12 protein-coding genes are annotated in these 12,052 nt (G+C 57.0%); 4 read left to right on the top strand and 8 right to left on the bottom strand.

Going from position 1 to position 12,052, the window contains the following annotated elements; genetic code table 11:
- Positions 1-31 precede the first annotated feature (31 nt).
- Positions 32-928 (top strand): sterol desaturase family protein, encoded by an 897-nt coding sequence (locus ACIQ0R_RS01210; protein ID WP_395822886.1) that lies wholly within the window; start codon positions 32-34, stop codon positions 926-928.
- Between the two features lie 104 nt (positions 929-1,032).
- Here the strand turns inward: ACIQ0R_RS01210 and pgm are convergent, their stop codons facing one another.
- From pgm to ACIQ0R_RS01175, 7 genes are all read right to left on the bottom strand, one after another.
- Positions 1,033-2,697, bottom strand: coding sequence for a phosphoglucomutase (alpha-D-glucose-1,6-bisphosphate-dependent) (gene pgm, locus ACIQ0R_RS01205; RefSeq protein WP_395822884.1), 1,665 nt, complete (start codon positions 2,695-2,697; stop codon positions 1,033-1,035).
- A gap of 25 nt (positions 2,698-2,722) precedes the next feature.
- Positions 2,723-3,751 carry a phosphogluconate dehydrogenase (NAD(+)-dependent, decarboxylating) gene (gene gnd, locus ACIQ0R_RS01200; protein WP_395822882.1) on the bottom strand — a complete coding sequence of 343 codons (1,029 nt, stop codon included), beginning with the start codon at positions 3,749-3,751 and terminating at the stop codon, positions 2,723-2,725.
- A gap of 112 nt (positions 3,752-3,863) precedes the next feature.
- A complete protein-coding gene (locus ACIQ0R_RS01195; RefSeq protein WP_395822880.1) occupies positions 3,864-4,097 on the bottom strand; it encodes a hypothetical protein in 234 nt (77 codons plus the stop codon).
- A 167-nt stretch (positions 4,098-4,264) separates the two neighbouring features.
- Entirely contained in the window at positions 4,265-4,738 is a 474-nt protein-coding gene (locus ACIQ0R_RS01190; protein ID WP_395822878.1) for a MaoC family dehydratase, read from the bottom strand.
- A 135-nt stretch (positions 4,739-4,873) separates the two neighbouring features.
- Complete coding sequence (gene selD / locus ACIQ0R_RS01185; protein ID WP_395822876.1) at positions 4,874-5,959, bottom strand: selenide, water dikinase SelD; 1,086 nt, start codon at positions 5,957-5,959, stop codon at positions 4,874-4,876.
- A 52-nt stretch (positions 5,960-6,011) separates the two neighbouring features.
- Positions 6,012-7,073, bottom strand: a complete 1,062-nt coding sequence (gene mnmH / locus ACIQ0R_RS01180) for a tRNA 2-selenouridine(34) synthase MnmH (protein WP_395822874.1) — start codon at positions 7,071-7,073, stop codon at positions 6,012-6,014.
- 241 nt (positions 7,074-7,314) lie between these two features.
- Positions 7,315-7,932, bottom strand: coding sequence for a TetR/AcrR family transcriptional regulator (locus ACIQ0R_RS01175; RefSeq protein ID WP_395822872.1), 618 nt, complete (start codon positions 7,930-7,932; stop codon positions 7,315-7,317).
- 129 nt (positions 7,933-8,061) lie between these two features.
- Between ACIQ0R_RS01175 and ACIQ0R_RS01170 the strand changes: the two genes are divergently transcribed.
- A complete protein-coding gene (locus ACIQ0R_RS01170; protein ID WP_395822870.1) occupies positions 8,062-8,913 on the top strand; it encodes a metal-dependent hydrolase in 852 nt (283 codons plus the stop codon).
- 150 nt (positions 8,914-9,063) lie between these two features.
- The gene (locus ACIQ0R_RS01165; protein ID WP_395822868.1) at positions 9,064-9,693 is read left to right on the top strand and encodes a DUF2242 domain-containing protein; all 630 of its coding nucleotides are present in this window, start codon (positions 9,064-9,066) and stop codon (positions 9,691-9,693) included.
- Positions 9,694-9,763: 70 nt separating this feature from the next.
- On the opposite strand, the gene ACIQ0R_RS01160 is transcribed toward ACIQ0R_RS01165, so the two are convergent.
- Positions 9,764-11,674, bottom strand: a complete 1,911-nt coding sequence (locus ACIQ0R_RS01160) for an autotransporter outer membrane beta-barrel domain-containing protein (RefSeq protein WP_395822866.1) — start codon at positions 11,672-11,674, stop codon at positions 9,764-9,766.
- Positions 11,675-11,886: 212 nt separating this feature from the next.
- Between ACIQ0R_RS01160 and ACIQ0R_RS01155 the strand changes: the two genes are divergently transcribed.
- Positions 11,887-12,052: Lrp/AsnC family transcriptional regulator (locus ACIQ0R_RS01155; RefSeq protein WP_395822918.1), on the top strand; the 166-nt coding region annotated here is incomplete at its 3' end.

Here is a 12,052-nt window from a genome sequence, read left to right as displayed (position 1 = left end):
GTTACTGGGAATGACGACGGGGTATTGCATCATGATGGATTTGATTGCCTGGATGGGAACCACGTTCGGTGCGCATATCGAATGGAAGCAAGTCGTCCTGATCGGCATGACGCCATTGTTCCTGGTCGGTTTCGCGGTCGAATGGCAGGCGATGCGCAAGCGCGGCGCATTGCGGCAGTTTTACTGGAAAGACATCTTGACCAACCTGACACTTGGCAGCAGCTACCAGTTGTTCGAACTGATAGCGCATGTGCTGTTCGTTGGGGCGGCGGTGTTGTGGTTCTGGCAGCAGCGCTTTTTGACGATCCCGATCAATGCCTGGACCCTGCCGCTGATCTTCTGCGCCGTCGAATTCTGCTACTACTGGTTTCATCGCTGCAGCCATCGGGTGCGCTGGTTCTGGACTGCACATGTCGTACACCACAGCGGGGAGCACATGAAGATGAGCACCGCCATGCGCCAGTCGATGCTCTACCCGATCACCGGCTGGTGGCTGTTTTTTATGCCGCTGGTACTACTCGGCGTGCATCCGGCAGTGGTGTTTGTACTGTACGCCTGCGATCTGGTGTATCAGTTTTTCATCCACACCGAAAGCGTCGGTAAACTGCATCCGTTGCTGGAATATATCTTTGATACGCCCAGCAACCATCGCGCGCACCACGGCCGCAACGATTGCTACATATACAAGAACTACGGCGGCGTACTGATCATTTTCGACCGCTGGTTCGGCACTTATGTCGAAGAGCATGAGGCGGTGGATTATGGCATCAAACGCCAGGTGCACAGCCATCATCCGCTTACGCTGAATTTCCACGAATTCATCGACATGTGGAAAGATGTGGCCCGGCCCGGCCGCCTGACGCAACGGTTGAAACATATCTGGGCGCCACCGGAATACCAAAGACCTGGCGCAGCAGGCGGTGAATGAACGCTTGCACTGCTTGGGCGCTCATAGTGCCAATACCGGCAATACCGGCAATACCGGCAATACCAGTAATACCGGCAACACCAGCGCACGCGCCAGCAGTTAAATCAGCCGTTTTCCGCGCCGCCACCGTTAGCCAATGCAGCATCGACCATCGCTTGCGCCTCCGTCACGATACGCGACAGATGGGCGTCACCGTGCATGCTTTCGGCATAAATTTTATAAATATCTTCGGTGCCGGATGGCCGCGCGGCGAACCACCCCCCGTCGGCAACCACTTTCAAGCCGCCGATTGCTGCATTATTGCCGGGAGCGTTGGTGAGGATATGTTGAATTTTTTCTCCGGCCAGCTCAGTGAAATGCACCTGCTGCGGTGATAGCGCAGCCAGCATTTTCTTCTGTGCCGGGGTTGCGCTCGCCTCTACTCTGGTGCTGACCGGATCGCCAAGTTCAGCGGTCAATAAAGCATACAGCTGGCCTGGATCGCGCCCGGTGCGTGCCGTCATTTCGGCGGCGAGCAAGCCCGCTATCAGGCCGTCTTTATCGGTAGTCCAGACCGTTCCGTCGAATCGCAAAAAGGATGCCCCGGCACTCTCCTCGCCGCAAAAACCGAGCGATCCTTCGCGCAAACCTTCGGCAAACCACTTAAAGCCGGCCGGCGTTTCATACACTTTGCGTTGCAGCCGCGCGCAGACAAGATCGATGATCTGGCTACTCACCACCGTTTTACCGACACCGCTATCCTTTGACCAGTGCGGGCGATGGCGGAACAAATAATCAATCGCCACCGCAAGGTAGTGATTGGCCGGCAACAGCCCGACGCTGTTGGCGACGATACCGTGACGGTCGTGATCGGTATCGCAGGCAAAGGCAATGTCGTAGCGACCATTCATGTCGATCAGGCGCTGCATCGCATACGAAGACGACGGATCCATGCGGATCCGGCCATCCCAATCCACGGTCATGAAGCGAAACGTCGGATCGACTTCACTGCTGACCACCGTCAAATTGAGCTTGTACTGATCGCCTATCCGTGCCCAGTAATGGACGCCGGCGCCGCCCAGCGGGTCAACTCCGAGATGAATGTTCGCTGCGCGTATTGCGGCCATGTCGATCACTTGATCGAGTTGGTCGACGTAGCAACCGAGAAAATCATAGCGATGCGTGGTAGCCAGCTTCAAGGCTTTTTCGACAGAGATTCTGTTGACGCCGCTGAGTCCTGCCATCAGGTAGGCATTGGCCTTTGCCTCGATCCATGCTGTCACAACGGTGTCGGCAGCGCCACCGTTTGGCGGGTTGTACTTGAAGCCGCCGCTCTCCGGCGGATTGTGCGAGGGCGTAATAACAATACCATCGGCCAGCCCTGTACTGCGGCCGCGGTTATGGCCAAGTATGGCTAGCGACACCGCCGGCGTGGGCGTATATTCGTCGTCCTGCGACAGCATCACCTCAACGCCGTTGGCCGCCAGGACTTCCAGCGCGCTGGCGCAAGCGGGTATCGACAGCGCATGGGTATCGACACCGAGGAACAGCGGGCCGCTGATGCCCTGCTCGGCGCGATAGGCGCAAATGGCCTGACTGATCGCCAGCACGTGCCACTCGTTGAAACTGCCGTCGAATGACGTGCCGCGATGACCCGAAGTGCCAAATGCCACGCGCTGCGCCGGCAACGTCGGGTCCGGCACTTCGGTGTAGTAGGCCGACACCAGCCTGGGCAGATTCACCAGAATGGACGATGGCGCAGGCTTTCCTGCTAGCGGGCTGATCGCCATGAATGTTTTCCTGTCAATTTCCGCATTAATCTTCCTTTGGCTTGGCGGCTTTTTCCAGATGGCCGCCAAAACCATACCGCATCGCCGACAGCACCTGGTCGGCAAAACCACCCTCGCCGCGCGAGCTGAAGCGCGCATACAGTGCCGCGCTGAGGATCGGCGTCGGCACCGCTTCGTCGATGGCGGCGTTGATGGTCCAGCGCCCTTCGCCTGAGTCCGAGACGCGGCCGGCGTAGCTTTCAAGCTGTGGGTCGCGCAGCAGCGCTGCTGCCGTCAAATCCAGCAGCCATGAACTGATGACGCTGCCGCGCCGCCAGAGTTCGGTAATTTCGGCCAGGTCCAGATCGTATTGATAGTGTTCGGGCTGCCGCAATGGCGTCGTTCCGGCATCGGCTTGACGGCTGTGCTTGCCGACATTGGCGTGCCGCAGGATATTCAAGCCTTCCGCATAGGCACCCATGATGCCGTATTCGATACCGTTATGCACCATCTTGACGAAGTGCCCGGCACCATGCGGACCGCAATGCAAGTAGCCTTGTTCGGCGCTGCTGCCGGGCTTGTTGCGGCCTGCCAGCGGCGGCGCAGCACTAATGCCCGGCGCCAGCGTGGCAAAAATCGGCGCGAGAAACTGTACTGTTTGTTGTTCTCCGCCGATCATCAGGCAATAGCCGCGCTCAAATCCGGCGACACCGCCGCTGGTGCCGACATCGACGTAATGAATCTGGCGCGCCTGCAACCCGGCTGCACGCCGTATATCGTCGTGATAATACGAGTTGCCGCCATCGATGACGATATCGCCGGTATCCAGCAGCGGCGCCAACATCGCCAGATTTTCATCGACCACCGCCGCCGGCAGCATCAGCCACAACACGCGCGGCTTGGGCAATTTGGCAATCAGGTCGGCCAGCGAAGCAGCGCCGATGACACCCGCTTGCTGCATGGACTTGATGGCATCCTGATGCAAGTCATATACCACGCACTGATGAGCGCCCGTCAGAAGACGCCTGACCATATTGGCGCCCATGCGCCCCAATCCAATCATACCGAGCTGCATCTTCAATCTCCTCTTTGACAGGTATCGTGACGATGATCAAACCTGCCGTATCAGAACGCATGCCGTCAATATCCATGAGTGAATATGCAAGGCATCAGTCCGATAGCGATTGTTAGCGCTGTTTTTCAATCAGTGCAATTGCCACCCTGCGAGCCCCCTGCTCAGCCGCGGCCTCAGTCGGAAACACCTCGTCGACAGCGACCCGCTGTAAGGGCAAAATATCATTGCGATGCATGGGATTGGTCGATGCTCCGTAAATCGCAAGGTTGGCAATCCAGTCCTGGCTGTCCGGCACTTGCGAAGAAGAGCACTCGATCTCATAATCGCCAATTGTTTCGCTATGCATGCGCTGCTCCAATTGATGTCAATATTGATATTGATGCAAAACTTCTGCCCAAACTGCCGCCAGCAAGTCCAACATACACCAAAAATAAAACCAATCAGTACGCCAGCGCACACAGCAAACGGATAGCGACAAAAACCGCTCAAACCCAGAGGCGATTTGGCACAACCTCAAGGCCGACGCGAAACCACCATCTTGGCGGTAAATACCTGCAAGATGTCGCCGTGCTGGTTGCGCGTCTCGCTGCGCACCGTGACCATGCCGCGCTCCGGCCGTGAACGCGATGGCGTGATTTCCAGCACTTCGCTCTCTACGTGCAGCACATCGGTCGGCCGGGTCGGCCGTGGCCAGCTGATTTCGCCACCGGCGCCAATCGCACCATCGGCTAGCGGCACGCCGCTGGTCACCAGCAAGCGCATCGTTATTGCCGCCGTATGCCAACCGCTGGCGGCAAGAGCGCCAAACAAAGTCTTTTTTGCTGCCTCATCGTCGAGGTGAAAAGGTTGCGGATCGAATTGGGCCGCGAACGCCTTGATCTGCCGCTCATCCATCGCGTGTTCCGCGCTGGAGAAACGGTCGCCTACCTTGAGGTCGTCGAGATAAAGCTTGGCACCGGGATTCGTTGGCTGCTGATTGCCGCTCATGGCGTTTCCTCTCCGTGGTGATCTCACTGGTTATTCTTGTGAACTTGTTTGCCTATCCATCGAGACAGACGTGACATTCAATCGTATTGAACGTATAAACCAGCGCTCTGTGCCGCCAAGCTGGCTCCCATCAAATCAGGCAACAACCTGCACCACGTTGCCACTCAATGTCATTTCGCCGATGACAGCAGCATCGGCAAAACCTTCGCGCCGGAACAGCTCCAATACCTGCTCTGCCGTGCCAGGATCGCAGGATACCAATAAACCGCCCGAGGTTTGCGGGTCCGTCAAGAGGCTGCGTTGCAGCGACGTAATCGTCGCTGCCAGACTGACGTCATGCCCGTAACTGCTCCAGTTGCGGCCGGACGCACCGGTGATATTGCCTTGCTCAGCAAGTTGCAACACCTGCGGCAGCAATGGAATGGCGTTCATGTCGAGCCGTGCCGACAAACCGGCGCCGCGCGCCAGCTCCAGCAAATGCCCAAGCAGGCCGAAGCCGGTCACATCGGTCAAGGCATTGACGCCAGCCAGGTCTGACAACGACCTGCCGGGCTTGTTCAGCTTGGTTATGTTGTCGATCAACGCCTTGTATCCGGCGGCATCCAACGCGCCCTTCTTCAACGCAGCGGACAAAATACCGACCCCGAGCGGCTTGCCCAAAATCAGTTTGTCGCCCGCCTTGGCCCCGGCATTGCGCTTGACCTTGGACGGATGCACCAACCCCAGCACCACTAACCCATAGATCGGCTCGACCGAATCAATGGTATGACCACCGGCAATCGGAATACCGGCTTCGGCGCAGATTGACTCGCCACCCAGGAGAATTTTACCGATGACTTCCAACGGCAATTTATCGATCGGCATGCCGACCAGCGCCAGCGCCATGATCGGTGTGCCGCCCATTGCATACACATCGGAAATCGCATTGGCGGCGGCGATGCGGCCGAAGTCGTACGGATCGTCGACGATCGGCATGAAGAAGTCGGTAGTCGCGATCAATGCCTGCTCGTCGTTGAGCTTATAGACGGCGGCGTCGTCGGCGGTTTCTATGCCGACCATCAATTCCTTCGGCACCGGAAAACCATTCGAATTCTTGAGAATTTGCGCCAGCACGCCAGGCGCGATCTTGCAGCCGCAACCGCCGCCGTGCGAAAAGGAAGTCAGTCGGATAGCTGGCTGAGCTGGCTGATCTGGTTCAACTGCTTCAATGAGGTCACTCATGCTGGTCCTGAAATGTAAGTTGATAAAGAATGGTGCTCCCGGCCATTCCGTTTTATATATTCTGCTGCAATTGCTTTGCCGCCTGCAAAAAAGCAGCATCTGAGATATCCGTCAGATCCAAAATCTGCGCGTTGGAAAACTGCCCGAAGTTGCGCTTGATCGACTGCGCATAGGCCGGATCATAATGCTTCAGCAACAGCTCATCAACCAGCGCTCCGATGTGCCCCGACAAGGCCATTTTCTGCCATTGCGCAACCTTCTCACGGCCATGCAGATAGGCCAGGCAAGCCAGTTGGGTATTCAGTAAAGCGGGATCGGCGACGAAATGCGCATAATCCTCAATGAGCAACCGTACCCGCTCTGAGCGCGCCAGGGCAACCGCAATGCAGGGTGAGTTGCGCATTCTGCCCATCAGCATTTCCGGCACGCGCAGATTGCCGACTTTCTTGCTCTCGGACTCCACAAATACCGGCCGCTGCGGATCGAAACCTTGCAAACGCTGCCAGATGCGGCTTTCGAACGTTTTCTGTGAGGGCTGCAATTCTGTCGGCAAATTGCCCAGCACGGAACCACGGTGCGCGGCCAGCTGTTCCAAGTCAAGCACCTGCGCACCCTGCTGCTCCAGCACTTGCAGCAAGCGGCTCTTGCCGCTGCCGGTCGGGCCGCAGATCACCTTGAAAGAAAAACGCTGCGGCAGTTCGCTCAGACTGTCATTGACATGGCGGCGAAATTCCCGGTAGCCGCCATCCAACTGCACCACCGGCCAGCCGATCCTGGCCATGATGTGCGCCATCGCCCCGCTACGGTTGCCGCCGCGCCAGCAATAAATCAGCGGCTCCCATTCACGCGGCTGGCCGATGAACAACGTCTCGATATGCTGCGCAATATTGCGGGCTATCAGCACCGCTCCCAGCTTCTTGGCTTCAAACGCATTGACCTGCTTGTACATGGTGCCGACCTGCACCCGTTGCGCATCGTCCAGTACCGGACAGTTGATGGCGCCGGGAATATGGTCCTCGGCGAACTCGGATGGACTGCGCGCATCGATAATAGCGTCGAACTGCCCGATTCGGGGAAGAATGTCTGCAAAGAGAAGTAATGCCGGGTATTTCATGCGGGTTTTCTATGGATTTGCGCTCTGGATTTACGCTATTGAATGTTGCGGTTGAATGTGGCTGATCAATGTGGCTGATCAATGTGGCTGATCAATGTGACTAATGAATCTAGCTCATGAATGTCGCTATTAATATTAATTCGTGCGATGAATTAGTGCTGCCGGGGTAGCACATTATCGGTCATTTTGATGCAATGCCTTGTAACTCAATACTATTCTCACCATGAAGACCGCGATCGCCTCAATAATCGCCAGACTGTGACAGCATGCGCCAGGCCAGCCGCACCAATTCATCTTCGAATTCGATACTGCCAAGCAGCGGCGATTTTTCCAGCGAGGCGCTGCGAATTGTGCCGATCACAGCGCGCGTGACGACGAACATCATCGCCGGCGTCGGCGGGCGCAGGTTGGGATGGTCTATCCTCTGCATGCTGATGGCGATCCGCTCCGCCGTCTCGCGCAAGGCCTGCGTAATCTCTTCGTGGTGATCGTGCTGCCAGGCAAAGCGGATCATCGCCCGCTTGGCGCTCCTGCCGCTGCCCAGTCCTTCGATATTGATGCGGATGAACTGACGCAAAAAGCGCTTTGGATCAAGCTGATCGGTATGGTGTTCCGCGCTTTCCATCAATTCGTCCAGCTCATCCATCACACGCCGCCGTTCGCGGGCGATCAGCGCCGACAGGATCGCCTTCTTGCTCGGAAAATACTGATACAGGGTGCCAATCGAAAAACCCGCCTGTTGCGCCACCTTGTTGGTTGTCAGACCTTGCTCGCCTTCGCTTTCCAAAATCTGAGCTGTGGTTTGAAAAATAGTCTCTATGGTCCGTTGCGCACGCTCTTGCGTCGGCAATTTTCGCATGATCTCATAGGAAGAAACGGGATTGCGCCTGGCCATCTGGATACCTCTGCAAAACTGAGCAACTTGCGAGTTTAAAAACTGAATAAGGCTCAGTATAGTGCCTGTATGGTGACTTAACAAAGGCAGTCCGTGAATACATCCACACCATTGATGGTCAGAAAACTATTAGTTGACCTTTCGCAAGGCTTGCCGCGCCACTGGTTGGCCGGCAAGCCTTTCCGCAGCCAATATTTCAATGCGCTGTCAATGAGCTTTCCGGTCGGAGAACAAGAGTTCATCGACGCCGTGCGCGCGGCAGCGGCGACACTGCCGGCCGACGCTGACCATATTGCGCTGCAAGCCACGATTGAGGATTTTGTCGGCCAGGAGGCTACCCATCGGCGCATTCATGACCTGTATAACGAGCAACTGGAAAAGCAGGGGCTGGTCAATCACTGGCAACACTGGGTGCGCAACCAGATTGAGCTGGGACGCCGTCGCAACGTGCCAGCGCTCAGCAGGCTGGCCGTGACTGCCGCTTTTGAGCATTGCACAGCGGTGCTTGCCGACATCACACTGCACCATCCGGAAATCCTGCAAGGTGCCGATCCGATGCTGGCAATGCTGTGGCGCTGGCACGCAGTGGAAGAGACCGAACACAAGGCAGTCGCTTTCGACCTGTACCGCACTCTGGGCGGCAGCCACGGACGGCGCGTGCGCTGGTACATGTATGCGATGTGGCGTTTCACAACGATGGCTACCGGACAAACCATCAACAACCTGCGGCATGACCGGATGTTGTTCAACGCTGCTACATGGCTCGATGCGGCGAGCTTCTTTTTCGGCAGATACGGGCTATTCTGGCTGACCGTCGGCCCAATCTTCCGTTACATCAAGCGCGATTTTCACCCCTGGCAGCACGACAACCGAGAACTGGCAACGGCCTGGTTAAAAGCCAATGCTGACCACTACAGCGTCGTGCGCGGACCAACCGAAGCGTGATCAGCAGTAGCGAACAAGAGGCTGGAAAAGGATACCTGAAACGGCACAAACCCCCCGGACTTTTGTCGGATCGACTGAATATTCAAAGGTGCAATGGACTAAAATGCCATCCGTCGCTTTCAATTTTGTCGGTTTAAGGAGTTTTCGTTCATGTCCAGGATGTTCAGGTTATCTTTATCGCCCGCCTTAGCCTTACTCGCGGTTTCGCTGACTGGTCTTGTCGCCGGTTGCTCAACCACCAAATCGGCGGTATACCAGGGCGAACAATTCAGCGACACAAGCACCTTTTCGCACGATTTTGCCCGGTCCGCGCCAGCAACGTGCGAGGCGGCGCGACGTACCCTGCTCAGCCAGGGTTACATCATCAAGCAGGCCAAGGCCGATCTGGTCGATGGCCACAAGCACTTCCAGCCGGAAAGCGACATCCACGTCGAAATCGAATTCCATGTGGTGTGCGCCGCCAACGACAAGCAAGGGAAAAGCACCACAGTGTTCGTCAGCGCCACTCAGGATCGCTACGCGCTGAAAAAAACTAACAACTCGGCCAGCCTCGGCCTGAGTGTGCTGGGTTCGGTGTCGATGCCAATCGGCAGCACATCGGACTCGCTGGTAAAAGTCGCCAGCGAAACCATTCCTGCCGGCCAGTTCTATGACCGCTTCTTCGGCCTGACCGAACATTATCTTGGCCTCGACGGCAGCGCTGCGGTTGTCGATTTCGACGATGAAGCAGCGCTGCCGACCAAGGCATCGGCAAAAACTTCCGACGCCACATCGCCTTAAAAATACTGGGTGGGCACACCCTGGCACCCCACCTTCCGACTTAAAACGCCTTTTTCAAGCCAACCTGGAATTAATTGATCTTGTTGCCGCCTGCAAACTGGCCGTTATAGCTGGCGTAAGCGCTGAAATTACTTGCCAGCGCAATGCTAGCGCCGAGCTCCAGACGTGCGCTGTTGGATGGCCCCAGGTAAGCGGGCAATCCGAAGCTACCCGCCATGCCGATGATATTGGCGCGGACATCGCGTTCACTGTCATCGAACTCCTTTTCCCAGGCAAGCTTGGCAAACGGCTTCACGTCATATGCGCCAAGCGTCAGCTTGCTGCTGACCTGCGCGCCGAGACTGGACACCAGCGAATTGCGGGTTTGCGACTGGAAGTTCATGGCGGTACTGTCGTTGCCGTTTTCCGCGTAGCCGCCGACATTGACCTGTTGCCAGGTCAGCGTACCGACCGGACTCAGCACCAGCGCCCCGAGATTGAAGTCATACTGACCGCCGATACGCAACAGGAATTGATGGCCATTGGTATCGCCGCTTTCACTGCGGATCGCCGGACCCAGCGCGATATTGCGCGTGACGTCGTTATATTGCAGCGAGCCAGCCATGCCGATTGCGTTGACCGCCCAGGCGCCGTCGCGATATTGGGTATAGGCCGACAGCATCGCCTGATCCAGCTTGAAGCCACCGGCATTGCCACCGAATTCGGCCTTGTTATGAGCAAAGCTGAAAGCGCCGCCAAGCGTGACATTCTGGTTAAGGGCGTAATCAACACCGATGGTGAGGTTATTGGCAGAACCATCCAGACCTGGGTTATTGTTGTTGTGATCGAGACTCTGATGGGTATTGTCATAGGCAGCATACGCTTCGACCTGACCGGCGCGCGGGGTCAGACGCAGACGGTCATCAATAGCCCGCGTAACAGTCTGTGCGCTGGCCAGCGGCGCATCGGCCAGCAGGCCGATTTGTCCGGGTGCTTGCAATACCGACACCACATATTGCGCCAGAATCGCATGACCGGCACCGGTTGGGTGCACGCCATCGGCAAACAGATAAGTCTGGTCAGCGTTCGGCGCAACCAGCGTCGACAGCGTGCAGTTGCCCGCAGAGCTAGTTGTGCAAGCCGGGCTGGTGACATTGGAAAACCCGTACAGACCAGGATTGGCGATGACTTCGCGCAGCAGGCCAAAGGCATTCAGCGCCACGATGTTACCGCCCAGACCGCTCAACCCATTATTCAGAGCGGTATTGAAACTGGTTGAAGAAGCCGTCCATAAGGTTGACAGTGCCGGAATCGCCAGGCCCTCCGGAGTAAGCCTGACATCCGGCAAATTAACCACCAGCACTGTGCCCGCCCCCGCTTGCTGAAGGCGCTTGACCAGGGTCACCACGTTGGCGGCCTCGCCGGTGACTTGTTGAATGGTTTGCAATGCGGTAGCGGTCTGCGTGACTGGATTAAGCAAGTTGGCCAGATTGGTTTGGGTGTAGCCAAAAATATCGTTAGCACCGGCCCAGACCGCATACAAGGCCTTGCTGTCTAACCTTGGATTAGCTGCCAGATAGCCGTTGACCTGACTGCTTACCGTCGGCACCAGAGGTGCCGTGGCGGCATCAGGCCAGCCGTTCTGGCTGGTCACACGGGCACCGCCGACAGCATAATCGGTACCGCCGGCCGGTTGCGGGCCGCTGGGCGTAAGTATTGCGGCGGGATTCGCCGTTTTGCCGTATTGATGCGCGACGATTTGCGCCCACACCGGATCGGGATTCGTCGTAAACGAGGCTTGCTGCCCGACGCCGGAAAAGTAACCGCTATCCGTCAGCGAATCCCCGAAAAACACCAATTGGGAAAAATTCGCCGCGGAGGCCGAAGAACCGACGATCAGACCGGCGCCGAGTATGGCAGCGGTGCGGCTGGCTATCGTCAATGCGCGCGCCATCGGACGCAGCCGGAATCGCTTGGATAAAGCCAGATTCAATAGATACAATTTTGTCTCCTTCTTATATTTATGAATACCACCAGCTTAATATCTGCCTCCTCGCCAGGCTTGTCAATCAAACCGCTTAGGCAACATCCTCTGAATGCGGCACTGCCGTGGTCGAGACGCTACACTGCCTGGTTTTTGCCGCGCTTGTGCCAAACTGTATGACGCATTTGGCGCGCTGGTGGTACATCACTCTTCTTACACTCAAGTCGACCATGGACAAAATAGATAAACAAATTCTCGCTATCCTGCAGGAAAACGCGGCCACCCCGGTAGCGGAAATCGCCGAGAAGGTCAATCTGTCTTCGACGCCATGCTGGCGGCGTATCCAGAAAATGGAAGAGGACGGCGTGATCCTGCGCCGGGTGGCGCTGCTCGATG

Source organism: Collimonas sp. (genome assembly GCF_044339385.1).
In the GTDB taxonomy this organism is placed as follows: Bacteria; Pseudomonadota; Gammaproteobacteria; order Burkholderiales; family Burkholderiaceae_D; genus Collimonas.
The sequence above is the reverse complement of the archived record's forward strand: the minus strand, read 5'-3'. Positions and strand labels throughout refer to the sequence as shown.